The organism is Chitinophagaceae bacterium, assembly GCA_030053935.1.
Classification (GTDB): Bacteria; Bacteroidota; Bacteroidia; order Cytophagales; family JASGCU01; genus JASGCU01.
In genome coordinates this window covers 5,703-26,890 of the sequence record JASGCU010000005.1, presented here as the reverse complement: position 1 = coordinate 26,890, position 21,188 = coordinate 5,703, and the positions used below count along the sequence as shown (strand labels likewise).

Genomic DNA, 21,188 nt, shown 5'->3' with positions numbered 1-21,188 from the left:
GTTTGCTTTTTTTGCGAAATTGCTCATGATATGAATAAAATCAGTAGGACTTTCTGCATTCAATCTTTCTCGTACATTTGCACCTATTGATGTTCCCGAACGTAACATTTGTTTACTCAATGCATACTCTTTTTTATCTTCAGTCAAATACTTATAAAGATTCATCCTCTAGCAGCAAACCCAAAACTTTTATCTTTCATTATACTTTTACTTATATTTTTTTTGAAATATTTTCAGCAAGAATAAGAGATTCTTTTAGAGCAATAAGTTTATTATCTACTTCTTTTACTTCATTTTCGGGAATGGATTTGGCTACTATGCCTGCTCCTGCTTGAAAAAATAAAGTGTTCTTTTGACTTAGAAAAGAACGAATAAGAAGTGCATGATTAAAATCTTCATTAAAACCTATAAAACCTATAGCACCGCTATAAAATCCACGTTTTTTCTTCTCATAAAGGTCTATCAACTGCATTGCTTTATATTTGGGAGCACCAGAAACTGTTCCTGCAGGAAACGTAGCCGCTACTACATCTAATACATGATGCCCATCTTTTATTATTCCGGAAACTTTAGAAACCAAATGAATCACATGACTATAGTATTGAATCTCTTTCAGCGTTTCTACTGTTATGTTTTCACAAAAAACACTCAAATCATTTCTTGCTAAGTCCACTAACATATTATGCTCAGAATTTTCTTTCGGGTCATTGGCTAATTTCTTTGCCAATTCGGCATCTAAGGAATCATTTCCGCTTCTTCTAAAGGTTCCCGCTATGGGATATATAATTGCTTTTTTATTTTTAATAACCAATTGTGCCTCAGGAGACGAACCAAAAATTCTAAAATTGCCATAATCAAAATAGAAAAGATACGGAGAAGGATTAATAGACCGCAAAGCCCTATAAACCTGGAAATCATCCCCTCTAAATGTATTCTGAAACCTACGCGAGAGAACTATTTGAAATACATCTCCTCGCAAACAATGCTCTATACCTTTATGAACCATCCCTAAAAACTCACTATCTTTATAGGTTGACCTCTCCTCCCCTACTCTTTGGAAAGAAAAAAACGGAGTATTTCTATTATGAATAATACTCCTCAATGCCTCTATTCTTGACTCGTTCCCTTCTAACACATTTTCAATGATATAAATAGTATTTTGAAAATGGTCAAACGCTATAATAAACCGAAAAAAAGAATACGAGCAAAGTGGTATCTCAAAATCCTCTTCTTTTGATGTCTCTAATACAATATCCTCAAAATATTGCACTGCATCATAACTCATATACCCAAAGAGACCATCTACAGAAAACTTGAGATCTTCTGTTTTCTCTACCTCAAATCTTGATAAAAAATCTTTCAATAGGACCTTCAAATCCTTTGGAACACCTGCAATATGTTGCTCTCCTTTATTGGGTAATTGAGACGATACTTTTTGAGAATGCACAGTGATTGATGCTAATGCGTCACAACAGATGAAAGACATACTATTTTCATGCCCATGATAATCAGAACTCTCTAAGAGAAAAGAATTTACATACCGGTCTCGTATTCGTAAATAGATACTCACGGGAGTACTGGTATCTGCTAATTCTTTTTTAACTATTTGTTTTATTCTATACATTATGAATTATGAATTATAAATTATTTTATTCCTCGATGTCTTTTGTGAAACTTTAAAAATAAAAAATAATATATCGCAAAGTTCCACAAAGAAAAACAAAGTTTCGCAAAGGAATAGATACATTAATGATTCATGGTCAATGACGAGTGATACGTCTTTAATAATCGTTCATCATGATTCTTTTATTATTTTTTCGGTTTTCAAAACCTCTCCATACAAAAGTATATTTGTTTGATTTCACTTCTATTTTTGATTTTTTCCTTCAAAATTTTCCTCTAAAATCGGATGTAGGATTACTCGAAATATACATAAAATGCATGTTTTCAGTAAGTGTTTAATATCTCTTTCTAAAAAATAAACATTAGATAAATAACTGTAAAACAATATTTTAACCATCGTTCTTTGGTGATATACAGAATAATTACCATTCCTATTAGAGATTAATAATATCGTTGATAACTAAATTGTTAACAAATGAATCAACCAATCTAACAGGATGATTTTCTATATTCTATCAAAAATAATATTGAGTAGGAAAAATTCAAGCGATTTGCTAGTTTGATTTTAAATGTTACTTTATCCATTATTTGAATTTTTATGCAAATAGAACACAAAAATTTATTTTATTTAACAAAATAACTATTTATCTACTATTTTTAATATCCAAATAACAAAAACCTTATTTTATTGTACTTATTCTCATAAAATGAATACTTTATTCCGTTATTTTTAGATAAAATTTTTCGAAACAAATCCGTTAAAAAAAAACTCTCTAAGTAATTATCTAACAAATAAAAAAAATCAATTTTTATACCTCACCATAAAAATGGAAAGAATAATAAAAAATATAGTAAGTTGTGGTGGATTCTAAAAAAAAAATTGATTTCTTGCAAAAAAAGTGTTGGTAACTATTGATTTTTAAGGGATACAGTTTTTAGGATTTGAATTTTTAGCCCCCCTTATATCATTGGACAAAAATAAAATTAAATGGCAACATATAAAAAATATGTTTAGCGATACAAGAACCATTCAAGAGTTAGAAAAAAATATTCTTTTACTGCAAGAACAAATTGTTGCACTACAAAAAGAAAATGAAGAAAGAGAAGAAGCACATAAAAAATTAGAATCTACGATGGATAATTTAGGTTTTAATATTTGGTATGGGGGTAGAAGAAATGTTTATTAATAGCGTTAAAAATAATCCTACACTAAATAACATTCATTTTGATTATGTAAATAAAAATGTAACGTTCTTAAATGAACGCGGAAACACCGTTAAAGGGATAGATATTGTATTGGTAAATAAAAATAGTGTACCACTTGTAGAAATCAAGCACCGTTTTAGAAATGAGGATTTAGAAAAATTTATCCAAAAACAATATCCCATGTTTAGAAAATATGGAGGGGGTGCATTAAAAGAAAAAATTTATCTATTCATCGCAGGGCTTTGTATGAGGAAACGGTAGTAGAAAAAGCCAAAAAATCAGGAGTAAGCATAATCCATCTCAAAAATGAAGTAATTGAAGTAGAAAGATAAATAAAGAATTATTACTAATAAAGACTACAGAATGGTGGCACTTTAAAGATACGTATCTTAAAAAAAATGCTAAAAACTACCAACAAAGTAATAAAAAAAGAATATAAATACAATGCATAATAAAAAATGGTAAGTTATACCATTGGAAAAAAATAAAATTAAATACTAACTATAAAAAATATCGGGATTAAACATTACTAAATTATGCACGTTATCAAAAGAAATGGGAGAAAAGAACCTGTAAAGTTAGATAAAATAACCAGTCGGATACATAAACTATGTTATGGGCTAAATGAAAAATATATAAGTCATATAGAAGTATCTAAACAGGTTGTCAATGGGTTATATGATGGGGTCACTACACAGGAGTTAGATATCCTAGCATCAGAGGTAGCGGCATCTATGGCTACCATACATACAGATTATAGTATATTAGCGGGAAGAATATCCATATCAAATCTTCATAAAAATACAAATAAATCATTCGTAGCAACTATGACCCGGCTTTATAACTATATAAATAAACATAATAATCAACCATCTCCCCTCATATCTGAAGAATGTTATAAAATGATCAAAGAACATGCGGATATTTTAGAATCCGCTATTAATTATAATATGGATTTTTGTTATGATTATTTTGGTTTTAAAACATTAGAAAAATCATATCTTTTGAGGATAGACGGGAAAATTGTAGAGCGTCCCCAACATTTATTAATGCGAGTAGCAATAGGAATCCATTTTAATGATATAGAATCCGTAGTAGAAACCTATCAATTACTTTCTGAGAGGTGGTTTACCCATTCTACACCTACATTATTTAATGCGGGTACTCCAAAACCACAGCTTGCCTCTTGTTTTTTACTCCAAATAAAAGATGATAGCATAGATGGTATCTACGAAACACTCAAACAATGTGCTAAAATATCCCAATATGCGGGAGGAATAGGATTCAGTATTCATAATGTAAGAGGAAAAGGAACTTATATAAAGGGAACAAATGGCTACTCTAATGGAATAGTACCTATGCTGAGAAATTTTGATATGACAGCAAGGTATGTAGACCAAGGAGGAGGTAAAAGAAAAGGAAGCTTTGCTGTATATATTGAGCCATGGCATAGTGATATAGAAGAATTTTTAGATCTCAAAAAAAATAACGGAAAAGAAGAGTTTAGAGCAAGGGATTTGTTTTATGCTCTTTGGATTCCAGATCTTTTTATGAAAAGAGTAGAAGAAAACGGAGATTGGTCTCTTTTTTGCCCCAATGAAGCTCCAGGATTATCAGAATGTTATGGAGAAGAATTTGAACAACTCTATACATTATACGAACAACAAAAAAAACAAAAAAAAACAGTAAAAGCACAGAATATATGGTTTAAAATAATAGAAAGCCAAATAGAAACAGGCACCCCGTATATGCTCTATAAAGATGCTTGTAATAAAAAATCAAATCAAAAAAACCTCGGTACAATCAAATCCAGTAATCTATGTACTGAAATAATAGAATACACCTCTCCCGAAGAAATATCCGTTTGTAACCTCGCCTCCATCTGCCTACCCAAATTTGTAAACACAGAAAAAAATATATTCGACTTCCAAAAATTAAAAGAAGTAACAAAAACAGTAACCAAAAACTTAAACAAAATAATAGATATAAACTTTTATCCCATAAAAGAAGCAAAAATATCTAACACCAAACATAGACCTATAGGGATAGGAGTACAAGGATTAGCAGATGCTTTCATACTATTACGATATCCTTTCGATTCACCAGAAGCAAAACAACTCAACAGAGATATTTTTGAGACGATATACTACGGAGCATTAGAAGCATCAAATGAATTAGCAGAAAGACTAGGAACATACGAAACATACTCAGGTAGCCCGATATCACAAGGAATATTACAATTTGATATGTGGGGAATAACCCCAACAAATACATTATGGGAATGGGATATTCTGAAACAAAAAATAAAAAAAAATGGAGTGCGAAATTCTCTCCTGATAGCACCTATGCCCACGGCATCAACCTCTCAAATACTTGGAAATACAGAATGTTTTGAACCCTATACTTCTAATATATACAACAGAAGAGTATTATCAGGAGAATTTATCATCATAAACTCCCATCTCTTAAAAGATCTCATAACATTGGGATTATGGGATAACACCATGAGGCAGAGAATAATGGAAGAAAATGGATCAATACAAAACATAGAATCCATACCAAAAGAAATAAAACATCTCTATAGAACTGTTTGGGAAATACCACAAAAATCTATAATAGATATGGCAGCAGACAGGGGACCTTTTATATGCCAAAGCCAAAGTATGAATATATTTATAGCAAATCCTACCGTATCTAAACTTACTTCTATGCATTTTTATGGGTGGAAATCAGGACTAAAAACAGGTATGTACTATTTAAGAACAAAATCAGCAAGAGACCCTATTAAATTTACCGTTACTAAAGAAATACACAGAGATCAACTCGAAAATGAAGAATGTGAAATGTGTACCAGCTAAATTAAATATAATATTCAGTATATAACTTTTAATACCCCTCAAAAAAAATTAAACAAAATTATGTCCGCAGAAAAGAAAAGATTAGAAGAGAGCAAAAATGGAATTCAATGGAAAAAATGGGGTCCTTATTTATCAGAAAGACAATGGGGAACAGTAAGAGAAGATTACAGCGATCATGGAAATGCATGGATATACTTACCCCATGAACACTCCCGCTCAAAAGCATATAGATGGGGAGAAGATGGAATAGCTGGCTTTTGTAATGATGATAGTAGAATATGTTTTAGCTGGGCTTTTTGGAACCATAAAGATTCTATCTTAAAAGAACGATTTTTCGGTCTCAGCGGTAGTGAAGGAAACCACGGTGAAGATGTAAAAGAAATATATTACTACTTAGAGAACACCCCCACTCATTCTTTTATGAAAATGCTCTACAAATATCCACAAAAAGAATTTCCATATAACTTATTAATCCACAATAATAACCAAAGAACAAAACAAGAAACCGAATATGAAATTATAGACACAGGGATTTTTGACGAAGATGCATATTTTGATATATTCTTATATTATGCAAAAGCAGATGTAGAAGATTTTCTTTTTGAAGCAGAAATTTTTAACAGAGGAAATGAAATCGCACCAATAACAGTATTACCAACTATATGGTTTAGAAATACATGGGGTTCCGGAAAAGATAAATTTATACCTTTTATGGAAGAAAGAGATAAGGCTCTCTTTATCTCACATCATATTTTAGAAGATTTTTATGTGTATTTTCAAGAAGAAAAAAAAGAAATTATTTTTACCGATAACGAGACAAATACAGAAAAACTACACGGTACCCCCAATAAAAATAAATACCTGAAAGATGCATTCCACGATTATATAATCAATAACAAAACAGAAAAAGTAAACCCTAAAAAAACAGGAACTAAATCTGCTGCCGTCCATACATTTTCTATTCCCCCAAAAGAAAAAATATCTGTAAAAGTCCGTTTTTCTAAAAACAAAATAGAAAACCCATTCTCTGACTTTGAAAGCATAATGAACAGAAGAAGAGAAGAATGCGATGATTTTTACAAAATAATACAAGAAAAAATTGGAAATGAACAAGATGTTCTCCCCCAAAAAGAAATTAAAAATATACAAAGACAAGCATACGCAGGAATGCTCTGGACAAAACAATTTTATTATTATAACGTGGCAGAATGGATAAAAGGAGACCCCGGAAAACCATCACCACCTGAAAATAGAAAAAATGGTAGAAATAAAGAATGGAAACATAAAGAAAGCTACGACATAATTTCTATGCCCGACAAATGGGAATATCCATGGTATGCTGCATGGGATCTCGCCTTCCACTGCATACCTCTTGCAAGAGTAGATACCGAATTTGCAAAAGATCAACTTTTATTATTACTCCAAGATAAATACATGCACCCCAACGGACAAATACCCGCATACGAATGGAATTTCAGCGATGTAAATCCACCTGTTCACGCATGGGCTATCTATAAAGTTTACAAAGTAGAAAAAAGAGCAAACAATGACAAAGGAGACATTGAGTTTTTACAAAAAGCATTCCACAGGCTTCTTCTAAACTTTAACTGGTGGATAAATAGAAAAGATAAAAATGGAAGTAATATATTTGAAGGGGGGTTTTTAGGGTTAGATAATATCGGTGTATTTGATAGAAATAACCCCATTATAGAAGGATCTACTCTGGAACAAGCCGACTCCACCAGTTGGGTAGCGATGTTTTCCCTCAGTATGCTCAAAATAGCAATAGAAATAGCAACGGTCCACCCCGTATACCAAGATATTGCCATAAAATTTTTTGAGCATTTTCTACACATAGCAGCTGCCGTAAATAACGTAGACCAAGAAGGAATATCTCTATGGGACAATGAAGACGCATTCTTTTATGACCTCATGCACACCAAAGAACAAAGTTCTACACTCTTAAAAGTAAGGTCTATAGTAGGACTCATCCCTTTGTTTGCTGTAACTATTTTAGAAAGAAATGTATATTCTAAACTTCCTGACTTCACAAAAAAAATTGATGATATTCTCCATAACAAACCACACCTTGCCAACCTTATATCTAAATGGACTGACCCAGGACGCGGAGAACGTAAACTACTAGCCTTTCTAAGAGGATCTCGTCTCAAAAAAATACTCGAAAAAATGCTCTCCACAGAAGAATTTTTATCCGAATACGGCATCAGAGCTCTGTCCAAATACCACAAAGAAAAACCATACACCATACAAATCAAAAATATGACACTCACAGTAGAATATCTCCCCGGTGAATCAGATTCCTCATTCTTCGGCGGAAATTCTAACTGGCGAGGACCTATATGGTTTCCTATAAACTACCTCATAATGGAATCTATCTATAAACTTCATTTCTACTACGGCGACGACTTTAAAATAGAGTTCCCCGTGAAAAGTGGAAATTATATAACCCTACTTGACATTTCTATCCTGATAGCAAAACGCCTCATACATCTCTTTTTACCAAATGAAACAGAAAATAGACCCATATACGGGCAAAATGAAAAATTCCAAAAAGACCCTTTCTTTAAAAATTATATACTCTTTTACGAATATTTCCATGGAGATACCGGTAAAGGATTAGGAGCAAATCACCAAACCGGATGGACGGGCCTCATTGCAGATATTATACATAGATATTATAACCACTAATCCATTCCAATCTACAGAAATACGGTCTACCACCATTTTGCATAAACATCTTTCAAACATAAACTACTCTTGTAGAAAGATGCAGTCAAAATGTCTTTCGCGGATTTCTCTTCTGCCAGTTAACCAGCTACTTATTTGCTCAAAAACTTTACAACAAATTATTTATTCTATTACATTCTTAAAAGTATTTGCAATAAGTAAATACTTTGTTATTTAACTTACTATTTTTATTTTTGCTTGTATAATTTCAAATACTTTGTAATAATTTTTTTAAATATTTTGTAAACCGAATATAGTAAGGTTTACAATATAGTTTTTGTCAAAAAATCATCTTCATTTTTTTATTTCTGTAAGGATGCTTATTTTTACAAATTAAAATATTTTTTTAGATAGTTCTTAAAAAAAAGTATTTTAGTAAGAAATATTTTTTTGACACAAAAACAGAAAAAAGATAGTTTTTGAAATAGAACAGATGTGTAATAATATATAATAAAAAAATGAACCAAAAAAGAGTTTTAGTAGCAATGAGTGGAGGAATAGACAGTTCTATCGCAGCACTTCTTTTACACGAGCAGGGGTATGAAGTTATAGGTATGACTATGAAAACATGGGATTACAGTATTACAAGTGGTGCAAAAAAAGAAACGGGATGCTGTAGTTTAGAAAGTATCAATGATGCAAGAGATGTTGCTATAAAATATGGATTTCCTCACTACATATTAGATATAAGAGAAGAGTTTGGAGACTTTGTTATAGATAATTTTACAAGTGAGTATATAATGGGCAGAACTCCAAATCCTTGTGTGCTTTGTAATACGCATATAAAATGGGAAGCATTGCTGAAAAGAGCTGATAAATTGGAATGTGAATACATTGCTACAGGGCATTATGCAAAGGTTCGCGAGGAAAATGGGCGGTTTATTGTTTCAAAAGGAGTAGATACCTCAAAAGATCAGTCGTATGCTCTGTGGGGATTGAGTCAAGAGAGCTTAAGCAGAACTCTTTTTCCTCTTGGAAATATTTATAAAAAAGAAGTAAGAAAAATTGCAGAAGAACGAGGTTTTTTTAATCTCACTCAAAAACCTGAATCTTATGAAATATGCTTTATTCCTGATAATGACTATCGTAGTTTCTTAAAAAAAAGAGTTCCCGAATTAGAAGAAAATGTAAAAAATGGGGATTTTATTTTAGAAGATGGGACTATCGTAGGGAAACACCAGGGATATCCGTTTTATACCGTAGGACAAAGAAAAGGATTAGGAATAGCTTTGGGATACCCCGTGTATGTGATAGAAATAGATAAGGGAAATAACCGGGTTATATTAGGGACATTTGATGAACTCAAACGTAACGGTATGTACGTAAAAGGGATAATTATGTCAAAATATACCAATATCTATGGAAAAAAAATAGATACTATTACTAAAATACGATATAAAGACCCTGGTTCTTTTGCTGTTATAGAACAAATTGGCGATACTATGAAAGTATTTTTTGGGGAGAATGTCCATTCTATTGCACCAGGACAAGCAGCTGTTTTTTATGAAAACGATGATGTTATAGGTGGTGGTTGGATCCATTCTAGTTTTAAAAAAAATGAATAGGTAGTATATCTCCTATAACCAAATCTCTATTTAGCATAATGAGTATATCTCATTTCTCTAATAACAGTTATTTTTATTTGTCCAGGATATTCCATTTCTTTTTCTATTTTTTGTGCTATTGCAGAAGAAATATCTTTTGCTTTCTCGTCATTTATATTCTCAGAATCCACGATAACTCGGACTTCTCTACCTGACTGAAGAGCGTAGCATTTTGTTACACCTTCAAAATTTGAAGAGATTTGTTCTATTTCTTCAATACGTTTGATGTATGATTCGAGTACTTCTCTTCTTGCACCAGGTCTGGATCCCGATATAGCATCACATATTTGAATTATGGGGGATATAAGGGACGTCATTTCTATTTCATCGTGATGTGCTCCTACGGCATTACATATTTCGGGGTGTTCTTTGTATTTTTTTACGAGTTCCATTCCTAATAAAGCATGAGGAAGTTCGGGTTTTTCTGTGCTGACCTTACCTATATCATGTAAGAGTCCTGCTCTTTTTGCCATTGCAGGATTGAGTCCTAATTCAGCAGCAAGGGTAGCAGATAATTTAGCAACTTCTATGCTATGGTGGAGTAGATTTTGCCCATAAGAAGAACGGTATCTCATTTTTCCTATCATTTTCACTAATTCTATGTTAATCCCATGTATTTCTAATTCTATGAGTATCTTTTGTCCTATGTTCATAATTTCTTCTTCTATGTTTTTAAAGCTTTTTGCCACAATTTCTTCTATTTTACCGGGATGTATTCGTCCATCTTGCACGAGGCGGTGGAGTGATAACCTTGCAACTTCTCTTCTGATAGGATCAAAACCTGATATAACAATCGCTTCAGGAGTATCATCTATGATGAGTTCTACGCCTGTTAGGGCTTCTATTGCTCGTATATTACGTCCTTCTCTTCCTATTATTTTTCCTTTTAATTCATCGTTTTCTATATTAAAGATGGAAGTGCAGTTTTCTATAGTATGGTCACTCGCTGTTCTCTGAATAGTTTGGATGACTATTTTTTTAGATTCTTTTGCCGCTGTTAGTTTTGCTTCTTCCATTATATCTTTTACATAAGAGAGAGCTTTGCTCTTTGCTTCATCTTTTATATTTTCAATAATCTTTTCTCGTGCTTCCTCAACGGATAAATTGGATATTTTTTCTAAGGCGGATATTTGTGTTTGTTTGTGCTTCTCTAACTCTTCTTGTTGTTTTTTCAGAACTTCTGATTCATTATTGAGTGTTTTTTTTTGATTTTCTATATCTTGTTCAGAACGTTTATTCTTTTCTATTAGTTGAGTTAAATGTTGTTCTTTTTGTTTCAATCTATTTTCAGATACCATTACTTTATTATCATAAGCTGATTGCTGAGCTAATAGTTGGCCCTTTTGTTTATTTTGTTCCTCTTCAAATTCTTTTTTCAGTTCCAGAAATTTTTCTTTGGCTTCTATAATTTTATTTTTTTTTATAGATTCTGCTTCCATTTCCAGAGCTTCTTTGTGCTTTTTATAATTCTCTTCTAATTCTCTTTCTTTCGTTTTATATATTTTTTTGTATTCTTTGGTGACGAAATAAATTATTATGACGCTTGCTATTGCTGTTATGACCGTTGTTGAAATCAATACTATGTTCATTTTATATTCTAAAGGTAAGTTGAATAATTAATAAAATTATATGTGTTATTATAAATTGGTAAGTATAAGTAATGTAATATCATCTTTTTATATTTTATGTTTTGTTTTGATAAAGTCCTCTAATAAAGAATGAAAAGTGCTTGTTTTGGTCTGCAAAAACTGCTCGTTTTCATCTATTATCTCTTGATTTTTTAATTTTTCTATCATAAGATGGTATGCCATAAAACAAATAATGTCGTGTTCGGGGCTGATTGGGTATTCTTTTCGAAGAGTTTCAAACAAAGTATCCAGTTCCAAAGATGCTTTCTTAAAAAAACTCTCTTTTTCCAAAGGGATACTCAGAGGAAGTTCTTTATTCCCCACTTTCATTATAAATTTTATCTGTTTATTTTCCATTGTCTGCTGCTTTTATTTTTTTAAAAACGTAATTCCTTGGTCTATTTGTCTTATGAGCTCTTCTACAAATTTTTTTAATTCTCTTTTTTCTACTTCACTCATATGGGAAGAGCCAAGTATGCTTTTTAAATTATCTATTTTTTTATATTCTTCTATTATAGAATCTTTTTCTATTATTTTTGTTATCAAATTATTCCGTTCTTCTTTCAAAATCGTATTCTCCTCTGATACTTGCTTCCATTCTTTTACTAATAGAATTATTACCTTTTCTATATCTAAAAATCTTTTACTAAATTTATTTTCTCTTTGTATCATATCTTGGGTGTTCTATTTTTTATAATGTGAGAAATCTTCTAAAAGTATTCTAAAAGTTGTTCTTTTAACTACAAAAATATTCAATATATTTAAATAATTTCATCTCTTTTCTTTTTCTAATATAATTTTTTTTTATAAAATCTTTTTTATCCTTATTGTAGATTCTCAAAATTGATTTTTTTTATAAAAAAAACAAAAAGAAAGAGAGCATCTCATCAACGCTCTCTTTCTTTTTATATTTTATAAAGGCAAACACAACCCATAGTCCACTGTTGAAATCATGTGCTATATGGATAGAATTTAACTCTGCACCATCTGAATAAATATGTCGTTCATAGAAGGAACTTTTTCTACAAAGCTTTTTATCTGCACTTGTGATATAAGTTCTTGTAATAAAGCATTGGCAGAGAGTTCATTGAGTATTTTTATATGGGCAACGGTAATTTCTTCCTTTATTTCCGTAGAGATAATTTGAAAATGTACTTGGAGATGGGTAATAGTTCCGGTGTATTCTATCATAAAAGAGTTGTTTTTAAACTTTTCTTTTATTTCTTTTTTTTTACCGTCTAATATCTTTTTAGCCTTGTGTATCAGGACTACGTCATCACAAAGTTCTTCTATGGATTCCATTCTATGACTGGAAAAAATAATAGTGCTTCCGTTCTCTTTCAATTGAAGTATTTCGTCTCTTATCAAAAGAGCATTTACAGGGTCGAACCCTGAGAATGGTTCATCAAGAATAAGAAGCTTGGGTTTATGCAAAACGGTGGTTATAAATTGTATTTTTTGAGCCATTCCTTTAGAGAGGTCTTCTATTTTTTTATTTGCCCATTTTTCCATTTGAAATTTTTCAATCCATTCTTTTATATAGGGGACAGCCTCTTTTTTGGGCAATCCTTTCAATTGTGCAAAGTAGAGTAGTTGTTCTTCTACTTTCATTTTTTTGTAAAGTCCTCTCTCTTCTGGTAGATATCCTATTTGTTGCACGTCTAAATAAGAAATGGGATTTCCTCTAAAAAAGATTTTACCCGAATCGGGAGTGATTATTTGATTTATTATGCGAATAAGGGTTGTTTTTCCTGCCCCGTTCGGTCCCATAAGTCCTACAATAGTTCCTTCAGGGATAGATATACTCACATTATCAAGGGCTTTGTGAGTTCCGTAGGTCTTACAAATGTTTTCTGCTTTTAAAATATCCATTGTTATAGAACTTAGTTTTTATTTAATAAATAACAAAGGTACCTGCAATAGTTCCCGTGAGCATACAGGCAAGAGTAGCTGCCAATAAAGCTCTCATTCCTAATAAGGAGAGAGTAGATTGCTGATTAGGAGCCATTGCTCCGATACCGCCCACTTGTATAGCAATACTGGCAAAATTAGAAAAACCACAAAGGGCATACGTTGCTATCACAATGCTTTTATTGGATAAAATTCCTGTTTGTTTTATCTCCGCAAGGTTAAAATATGCTACAAATTCATTGATGACTGTCTTTTGTCCTAATAAACTTCCCAAAACAAGGGTATCCTTCCATTCTACTCCCATAATAAAAGCAAATACTCGGAAAAATTGTCCTAAAATATATTCTAAAGAAAGCCCTGAAAATCTGTTATTGGTGCTTTCTGCTATCATAGTATTCACTCCTAAAAGGTCTCCTATGTTAGCAATGAAAAAATTAAGGAAAGCAATGACCGCAATAAAAGCCATCAGCATACCTCCTACGTTGAGAGCTAATTTCAGTCCATCGGATGCTCCTGTGGAAAGAGCATCAATGAGATTGATTCCTAAAGATTCTTTGTTTACTTTGAGTTCTCTATCTATCTTTTCGGGTTCTGTCTGAGGAAGTAGAATTTTGGAGCAAACTATAGCAGCGGGAGCGTTCATTATAGAAGCACTCAATAGATAAGATGCAAAGCGAGCTTGCTCTATGGGGTCATCTCCTCCTAAAAATGCTATATATCCTCCCATAACGCTTCCAGCTATTGTTGCCATACCTCCTGCCATCAGGCATAAAATTTCTGATTTGGTCATTTTCGCAACAAAAGGTCGTATGAGTAGAGGGGCTTCCGTTTGACCTAAAAAAATATTCCCCGCTGCGGAGAGTGATTCTGCTCCCGAAAGCTTCATTGTCTTTGCCATTATCCATGCTATGCCAAAAACAATTTTCTGTAAAATACCTAAATAATACAATCCCGCAGATACAGTAGAAAAAAAGATGATGGTAGGCAATGCTTGGAATGCAAATAAAAAACCAAAGCTGTGTTTTCCTGTTGCTAAATCTCCAAATAAAAACTTCGCTCCTTCTGTGGAAAAACTTAAAAACTTTACAAATCCAGAACTTATAAGTCCAAAAAAACTTGTAATGAAAGGCACTCGTGTAATCATTATTCCAAAAAATATCTGTAGAGATATTCCCGTTAATACTAACTTCCAATCTATTGCTTTCTTGTTATTAGAAAATAAATAAGCGAACCCTATAAGTCCTAACACTCCTATAAGTCCTCTGATGTAATCCATATTATGGTTATATAAAGTAAATAAAATGAAAAATATAATTATTGAATATACTCTAAAAAATGTAAATTCTTGTTTTTTTTGCTTTCTATTCTAAAAATGAGATAAGAATATCTGCTCCAGTTTTGGAAAACCGTGTTGGCAAAAATTTATTTAATAGTTCCAGAAAAAAATTAGGGCTATTAAGGCAATGTTTTTGGAATTTTGTCATCAAATATCTGATGATTCTGTTTTTATCAATGGTTTTGATATAATAGACAGAGAATCAAAACTATTTTTATCTTTATTAATACTCTGTACAAATTAATTTCTTTTTCAATGTTAACTAATTCGGTTGCCTTTTAATAACGTTTTCTCGTATTAATTTGTTATTATTTCTGATATTTTTGTTCTTTAAATAATTCTCAATCTCAAATTCATTCTCTTTCGTGTTTTCATAATGATAATATAAAGAAATAAATCTTTGTTATTTTTCAAATTTTTCTTCTCATTTCCCTTCTTTTTTCATAAATATAAAAAAAGAAACTCTCCTCTCAATAAAAGAGGGAGGTTCCTTTTTATATAAGGTCGCATAAATATTTTACATGAGATATTTTTTATCTCAATAATTTTCGTTTTCAAAATATATTGGTAATTATATAATATGATTTCTATAAAATAAAAAAGAGCGGGTTTATGCCCGCCCTTTTGCATTCAAAGGTTCTTTATTTAATAGCAATCTGTTTTATTACCTTAGTCTCTATTTCTTTTTTAGGTATGGTAATAATAAGTTCTCCATTTAGGTAATTAGCGTCTATTTTATCGCTATTTACATTATTGGGTAAACTAAAGGACCGAGAAAAAGAACTAAAGCTGTATTCTCTACGAGTATATTTTTCTTTCTCATCTGTTTTTTCTGTTTTCTTCTCAGAGGAAATAGATAAGAGATTATGATCCAGGGATATTTTGAAATCTTCTTTTGTAAGACCCGGAGCACCAAAATGAATAGTATACTCTTTTTCGTTTTCTTTAATATTCACCGCAGGAATATTTGTACCCAGTGCTATTTTATTAAAATAATCTTGCTCAAAAACATCATCTAATAATGATGGAAAAGATGGGAACAAGAAATCGTCTTTTTTCCATTTAACTAAGCTCATAATTTTTATATTTTTAAGTGAATAATGTAATAAATAATTTCACTTATAAAAATACAATAGTGATATCATATATATTTATTGACATTTTGTCTGTTTTTTGTTTCAAAAACCGCCATTTTGTCCGTTTTTATGATTATTTCAAAAATGATGCTGAAATATTTGTTGTAATTATTGTTGAAACTGATAAATATACATATGTGTTATGAGCAAAAGTATTTGATTATTTTTTTCCTACAAAAGCATTCCAATTTTTATCTGCTGATGGTTTGAGAGATGTTCTATCTTTTTTCCATTTATCTAAGGTAACATTAAAATAGCTTTTATAGAACAAGTATACTTTTCCATCTATTATTTCAAAACTGGTAGGATCCACTTCTACTTTTTCTCCCACCTTTCCCATAGCATAAGCACACCATCCTCCGTATGCGGGTTCGTATTTGGAAGGGTTTGCATCAAATTCTTTTTTTGAATCTTCGGTGCAGAATAAATAATTAATTCCTTTGTATTGAGAGGTTATTTTTTTATTTCCCTTTTGAGGATTCTTTTTAAAATAAGAAACAGCATCATATCCATTATAAGCTATTTTGCCTTCTATAAGATTAAATTGTTTTTCTCTCGAGTATTCTTCTTGCCCGGCTACTTGTGTGAATACTCCCATTAGTAATATAAAAAAAATGTATTTCATTGTGATGTATGTTATGTGTATAATTATTAATTTACTTTTCTTTTTTGAAAATAAAAACAGTATTTCAATTCTAAATCTTTACTATTTTTATCTTTTTCAAGAGGAATGCAATGTTATATTTTTCTGTTAAAAATCCAAAAATATTCTAAAAAAATCTATTTTCACAAAAATAATCGGGATATATGCCATTATTTATTGTTTTTTTTCAATAGTACTATGTTTTCTATATGAGGAGTATGCGGAAACATATCCACAGGTTGTATTTCAGTGATAGTATATGTATTATGAAAAAAAGAAAGGTCTCTTGCTTGTGTTGATGGGTTGCAGCTAATATAGACAATTTTTTCAGGATAGGAATCTATGATTGTCTGTATGACCTGTGGATCCATACCTGCTCTGGGTGGGTCTGTAATAATTATGGAAGGATACCCATTTTTTTCAAAAAAATCTTTTTGGAGTATTTTTTTCGTATCTCCCATTTCAAAAAAGACATTTTCAATGTTATTCATAAGAGCATTTTCTTTGGCATCTTGTATGGCTTCTGGCACTATTTCTATGCCACATACTTTTTTTGCTTTTTCGGCGGATAGTAATGCCAAAGTTCCCGTTCCTGTATATAAATCATATACGACATCTTCTTTTTGAATATTCGCCATTCGGAGTGCATTTTTATAAAGATTCTCTGCTTGCAAAGGATTGGTTTGATAAAATGATTTAGGGCTTACTTTGAACTGCAAATTTTGTATTTTTTCTAAAAGAAATTTCTTTCCAAAAAAAAGAGATGCTTCTATATCGTGAAAAGTATCGTTCTTTTTCTTGTTAATAACATAATAAAGGGAGCTTATGAAAGAAAATTGTTCTTTTATACTTTCCAATAGTGCAAAAAGTTCTTTGTTTTCTTCGGAGACTTGGAGTATTACCATCACTTCCCCTGTAAGAGTAGTTCTTATAGTGAGAGTTCTTAAAAATCCTACGTGTAGACGAGAGTTATAAAATTCTAATTGTTTTTCTATGCAGTATTTTTTTATATAATTTCTTATATCGTTGCTTGGGGATGGTTGCAGATGACAATGTTCTACATCTACTACTTTATCAAACATTCCAATAGTATGAAAACCCAATCCGTTTTTATTGCTTATTTGGGTATCCAACTCTTTTTTTGAGAGCCATCTATGGTAAGAAAAAGTAAATTCTAGTTTATTTCTATAATATTGGGTAAGAGGAGAAGGTATAATAGGGTTTATGGGAGGATTATCTATCTTTCCAATCCGTCGTAATCCTTCTTCTGTGTTTTTTTGTTTGTAAAAAAGTTGGTCTGTGTATTTTATGTTTTGCCATTTACATCCTCCGCAATCCTCAAAATGTTTACAAAAAGGGGTGAATCTTTTATCAGAATAATGAGTAATAGTAAGAGGAATGGCATCAGCAAAATTTTTTTTCTTTTTTATGATTTGTAAATCAGCAATATCTCCTGGCACTAGTCCTTTCACAAAAATCACCATATTCTCATATTTTGCTACACATTTTCCGTCATCTGCCAGATCTTCTATCAGAATATCTTTTAGAATTGTGTTCGCACCGAAAAGTTTTTGTTTGTTCATTGTTTAAAAATCGACACACTTATTTGTAATTATTATTCATGAGTTTCATCTTGACTCGTTATGGATTCAAAAGCAAAGTGGTTATTCAAATCTGAGAGATTCTATAGGATCTAATTTTGATGCTTTTGAAGCTGGTAAATACCCTGATGAAATACCAACTATCATTCCTACAATAAATCCAATGATTATCCATAGCCATGGGATGCTAAATTGGTCGCTTCCTATAAAACTTGCAATGGTATTTCCTATCAATATTCCTAAAATAATTCCTGCGACACCGCCTATTTGTGTTATCATTATTGCTTCTATGAGAAATTGTTGTCTTATTTTTGTAGGAGATGCACCTATAGCTTTTCTAATCCCTATTTCACGGGTTCTTTCTGTAACAGAGACGAGCATAATATTCATAAGACCGATAGATGCTCCGAGGAGTGTTATAAATCCTATAGCAAAGGCACCAAGGCGTAAGTAGCCATTGGTAGTTTCTAACCTTTCCGATAAGGATATATTTCTTTCGACTGCAAAAGAGAGGGGGGTTCCTATTTGATCTTTTCTTATGATTCTCATTATTTCTGTGGCATAGCCCATAGCAGTTTCTATTTTTGATGGATCTTGGAGTGCTATGCGAATTCTAAAATCCAATTTTTTATTGGGGTCTACTCTTCTTGCTGCTTCCATGGGAATGAGAACTAATCTGTCCCGTCCATTGTCTCCGTTCATACTTCCTTGTTTTTCTAACAATCCCACTATTCTAAATTTGATTCCGTATGCTATGAGAAACTGATTAATGGGGTCTTCGTCTTTTTGAAAAAGGGCATTATATACTTCTGCACCAATAATCGCTACATTGACTCCATTTTTTGCTTCTAATGAGGAAAAATTTCTGCCGCTTTTGAGAGAAGCCCCCTGCACGGCAAGATAATTTTCATCACTCCCTCGTAATCTCATATTAGGGTTTGTTTTTTTATTACCCCTTTTGAGTTCAGATTGTCCTGATATGTTTACATTAACAGATGGGATTCCATACGTTTTATAGTTTTCCATAAACATTGCCATTTCATAATAGTTAATGGGTGGATATATTTTTTGTGCTGTTCCGTTATCGGAGCGTCCATCATGTTCAATAGACACCACATCAAAAGTATTTGCACCTAAACTGGCTACATTATTCAAGATAGATTCTTGTAAGCTGTCTATTGCAGTAAGTATTCCTACTAAGGAGCATATTCCTATTGCTACAATAGATGCAGTAAGGGATGCACGTAGGACATTTGCTTTTATTGATTTGATACCTTCTCTTATATTTTCTATGATTTGCATACAGTATTTTGTTTAGTTTTTAGAAAAAAGCCATTTAAAAAGAATTTTATAATTTATTTTTGTTCCATACATCAAAATTCCTATTCTATATATTTTTGATGCTATCCATGTAGTAAAGAGAAAACAGAGAATTATCAAAGACATAGAAAGGAGTATTTCCCATGTAGGAACATCGAAAGGGATCCGCATCATCATAATAATAGGGGAAGTAAATGGTATTATGGAGAGCCAAAAAGCGAAACTATCATGTGGGTCTAATAAAACTTTTCCTATCATCATAATAGAAATAATGAGAGGGCTGGTTATAGGGAGTATAAATTGTTGTGAATCTACCTCTGTGTCTACCGAAGCACCTATAGCAGCAAATAAAGCTCCATACACTAAATATCCTCCTAAGAAATAAAACAGAAAAAGCCCTACTATAAGAGGTATATTTACGCTATTTATAGATGATAGGGCTTCTGCAACTATATTATTTTCGGGGAGAGGGGGAGTAATAGAGGGATTAGGGATATCTAAGCTTTTAGATACGAGTTCGGTTTGGTTTTTAGATGGGTTGGTTGGGGTAACAAAGAAAAAACTTACTCCTCCTAATATGGTGGTAGTAAGTATTATCCATAGGGCAAGCTGAGTCATACCAACTGCTCCGATTCCTAATATTTTACCCATCATAAGTTCCATAGGTTTTACAGAAGAAACAATTATTTCTACTACTCTATTTGTTTTTTCATCCATCACACCTCGCATTATCTGTGTTCCATACCCAAATATAAATATGTATATTAAAAAAGAAGAAATGTATCCTACAATTGTAGCTACTAAGGAACTATTTTCTTGTTCTTCTCCTTCTGTAATGCTAATGGTGGAAATATCAATATCTGCTTCTAAAGAATCTAATGAACCTTGAGAAATACCAGATTGTATTAATTTTTTTTCTTCAATAGTGAGTTCTATGGTATTTTCTATGTTTTCTAAAAGTTTGATGCTCGGTTTGGAAGTGGAATAAAAAGTAATTCCATGTGGTTTTTTGTTATCTATATCTATTGATGGGATATATAATAGTCCGTAATCATCGCTCTTTTCTAAATTACTTTTTGCTTCTTCTAATTCTGATTCTATAAAAGTAAATTGTAATTCATCGGTATTTGTAAATTTCTTTTTAAAAAAACCTGCCTTATCTATGATAGAGATTTTTTTATCCGTCCCCGATAATGTAGCAATATAAGTCGGTAATAACATTATAAGAACGAGAGACAGGGGACCTAATATGGTTGCCACCAGAAAAGATTTTTTTCTTACCCTGGTGATATATTCTTTTATAAAAATTAAAATACATTTGTTCATAATATAATGATCATTTTTATGGTTAGTTATTTGAAATATTGGCAAATAAAAATTATTTTGTAGTAGTAATCTGTTTTAAGATGCATTTGGTTCTCGTATTTTTTGTGTCATTTCTAACGAAAATCCTGTTATCTGTGCAATAAATACGTTGTCCATGCCACTTGCTATTAAGTTTTGTACTATGTTTATTTTTTCGTGTTCTGCACGTTTTTTTTCTTGTTGTAGCTGTGTTTTTGTTTCTTTTGCTT

Annotated in this window: 16 protein-coding genes; 5 read left to right on the top strand and 11 right to left on the bottom strand. The window is 31.5% G+C overall.

Annotated features, from left to right (window positions below):
• Positions 1-211: 211 nt before the first annotated feature.
• Positions 212-1,624 carry an anthranilate synthase component I family protein gene (locus QM536_01280; protein MDI9355644.1) on the bottom strand — a complete coding sequence of 471 codons (1,413 nt, stop codon included), beginning with the start codon at positions 1,622-1,624 and terminating at the stop codon, positions 212-214.
• A gap of 1,006 nt (positions 1,625-2,630) precedes the next feature.
• Here QM536_01280 and QM536_01275 point away from each other — a divergent pair.
• The 5 genes from QM536_01275 (at position 2,631) to mnmA (ending at position 10,000) form a co-directional block, all read left to right on the top strand.
• Positions 2,631-2,810: a hypothetical protein gene (locus tag QM536_01275; GenBank protein MDI9355643.1), complete on the top strand. Its 180-nt coding sequence runs from the start codon at positions 2,631-2,633 to the stop codon at positions 2,808-2,810.
• Positions 2,785-3,090 (top strand): hypothetical protein, encoded by a 306-nt coding sequence (locus tag QM536_01270; protein MDI9355642.1) that lies wholly within the window; start codon positions 2,785-2,787, stop codon positions 3,088-3,090. Before QM536_01275 ends, QM536_01270 begins: the two co-directional genes overlap by 26 nt.
• A 275-nt stretch (positions 3,091-3,365) precedes the next feature.
• Positions 3,366-5,687: a ribonucleoside-diphosphate reductase subunit alpha gene (locus QM536_01265; protein MDI9355641.1), complete on the top strand. Its 2,322-nt coding sequence runs from the start codon at positions 3,366-3,368 to the stop codon at positions 5,685-5,687.
• Positions 5,688-5,747: 60 nt separating this feature from the next.
• Positions 5,748-8,396: a glucosidase gene (locus tag QM536_01260; GenBank protein MDI9355640.1), complete on the top strand. Its 2,649-nt coding sequence runs from the start codon at positions 5,748-5,750 to the stop codon at positions 8,394-8,396.
• A gap of 497 nt (positions 8,397-8,893) precedes the next feature.
• Complete coding sequence (gene mnmA, locus QM536_01255; protein MDI9355639.1) at positions 8,894-10,000, top strand: tRNA 2-thiouridine(34) synthase MnmA; 1,107 nt, start codon at positions 8,894-8,896, stop codon at positions 9,998-10,000.
• Between the two features lie 26 nt (positions 10,001-10,026).
• Here mnmA and rny read toward each other — a convergent pair whose 3' ends face one another.
• The 10 genes from rny to QM536_01205 all read right to left on the bottom strand — a co-directional run bounded on the left by rny (position 10,027) and on the right by QM536_01205 (position 20,940).
• Positions 10,027-11,628 (bottom strand): ribonuclease Y, encoded by a 1,602-nt coding sequence (gene rny, locus QM536_01250; protein ID MDI9355638.1) that lies wholly within the window; start codon positions 11,626-11,628, stop codon positions 10,027-10,029.
• Between the two features lie 87 nt (positions 11,629-11,715).
• Positions 11,716-12,024, bottom strand: coding sequence for a hypothetical protein (locus tag QM536_01245; GenBank protein ID MDI9355637.1), 309 nt, complete (start codon positions 12,022-12,024; stop codon positions 11,716-11,718).
• Positions 12,025-12,036: 12 nt separating this feature from the next.
• Positions 12,037-12,339, bottom strand: coding sequence for a hypothetical protein (locus QM536_01240; GenBank protein MDI9355636.1), 303 nt, complete (start codon positions 12,337-12,339; stop codon positions 12,037-12,039).
• 300 nt (positions 12,340-12,639) lie between these two features.
• Entirely contained in the window at positions 12,640-13,539 is a 900-nt protein-coding gene (locus QM536_01235) for an ATP-binding cassette domain-containing protein (GenBank protein MDI9355635.1), read from the bottom strand.
• A gap of 22 nt (positions 13,540-13,561) precedes the next feature.
• Positions 13,562-14,854 carry a nucleoside transporter C-terminal domain-containing protein gene (locus QM536_01230; protein ID MDI9355634.1) on the bottom strand — a complete coding sequence of 431 codons (1,293 nt, stop codon included), beginning with the start codon at positions 14,852-14,854 and terminating at the stop codon, positions 13,562-13,564.
• Between the two features lie 701 nt (positions 14,855-15,555).
• A complete protein-coding gene (locus tag QM536_01225) occupies positions 15,556-15,990 on the bottom strand; it encodes an Hsp20/alpha crystallin family protein (GenBank protein ID MDI9355633.1) in 435 nt (144 codons plus the stop codon).
• 220 nt (positions 15,991-16,210) lie between these two features.
• On the bottom strand, positions 16,211-16,675 hold the full coding sequence (locus tag QM536_01220; protein ID MDI9355632.1) for a YHS domain-containing (seleno)protein: 465 nt from the start codon (positions 16,673-16,675) through the stop codon (positions 16,211-16,213).
• A gap of 188 nt (positions 16,676-16,863) precedes the next feature.
• Complete coding sequence (gene rlmD / locus QM536_01215; GenBank protein ID MDI9355631.1) at positions 16,864-18,276, bottom strand: 23S rRNA (uracil(1939)-C(5))-methyltransferase RlmD; 1,413 nt, start codon at positions 18,274-18,276, stop codon at positions 16,864-16,866.
• An 81-nt stretch (positions 18,277-18,357) separates the two neighbouring features.
• Complete coding sequence (locus QM536_01210) at positions 18,358-19,596, bottom strand: ABC transporter permease (protein MDI9355630.1); 1,239 nt, start codon at positions 19,594-19,596, stop codon at positions 18,358-18,360.
• A 12-nt stretch (positions 19,597-19,608) separates the two neighbouring features.
• Positions 19,609-20,940, bottom strand: a complete 1,332-nt coding sequence (locus tag QM536_01205; protein ID MDI9355629.1) for an ABC transporter permease — start codon at positions 20,938-20,940, stop codon at positions 19,609-19,611.
• Between the last annotated feature and the right edge of the window lie 248 nt (positions 20,941-21,188).

Coding starts and splice junctions, on each gene's coding strand:
- QM536_01280 (MDI9355644.1), bottom strand. CDS start 1,624: ATGTATAGAATAAAACAAATAGTTAAAAAAGAATTAGCAGATACCAGT.
- QM536_01275 (MDI9355643.1), top strand. CDS start 2,631: ATGTTTAGCGATACAAGAACCATTCAAGAGTTAGAAAAAAATATTCTT.
- QM536_01270 (MDI9355642.1), top strand. CDS start 2,785: ATGGGGGTAGAAGAAATGTTTATTAATAGCGTTAAAAATAATCCTACA.
- QM536_01265 (MDI9355641.1), top strand. CDS start 3,366: ATGCACGTTATCAAAAGAAATGGGAGAAAAGAACCTGTAAAGTTAGAT.
- QM536_01260 (MDI9355640.1), top strand. CDS start 5,748: ATGTCCGCAGAAAAGAAAAGATTAGAAGAGAGCAAAAATGGAATTCAA.
- mnmA (MDI9355639.1), top strand. CDS start 8,894: ATGAACCAAAAAAGAGTTTTAGTAGCAATGAGTGGAGGAATAGACAGT.
- rny (MDI9355638.1), bottom strand. CDS start 11,628: ATGAACATAGTATTGATTTCAACAACGGTCATAACAGCAATAGCAAGC.
- QM536_01245 (MDI9355637.1), bottom strand. CDS start 12,024: ATGGAAAATAAACAGATAAAATTTATAATGAAAGTGGGGAATAAAGAA.
- QM536_01240 (MDI9355636.1), bottom strand. CDS start 12,339: ATGATACAAAGAGAAAATAAATTTAGTAAAAGATTTTTAGATATAGAA.
- QM536_01235 (MDI9355635.1), bottom strand. CDS start 13,539: ATGGATATTTTAAAAGCAGAAAACATTTGTAAGACCTACGGAACTCAC.
- QM536_01230 (MDI9355634.1), bottom strand. CDS start 14,854: ATGGATTACATCAGAGGACTTATAGGAGTGTTAGGACTTATAGGGTTC.
- QM536_01225 (MDI9355633.1), bottom strand. CDS start 15,990: ATGAGCTTAGTTAAATGGAAAAAAGACGATTTCTTGTTCCCATCTTTT.
- QM536_01220 (MDI9355632.1), bottom strand. CDS start 16,675: ATGAAATACATTTTTTTTATATTACTAATGGGAGTATTCACACAAGTA.
- rlmD (MDI9355631.1), bottom strand. CDS start 18,276: ATGAACAAACAAAAACTTTTCGGTGCGAACACAATTCTAAAAGATATT.
- QM536_01210 (MDI9355630.1), bottom strand. CDS start 19,596: ATGCAAATCATAGAAAATATAAGAGAAGGTATCAAATCAATAAAAGCA.
- QM536_01205 (MDI9355629.1), bottom strand. CDS start 20,940: ATGAACAAATGTATTTTAATTTTTATAAAAGAATATATCACCAGGGTA.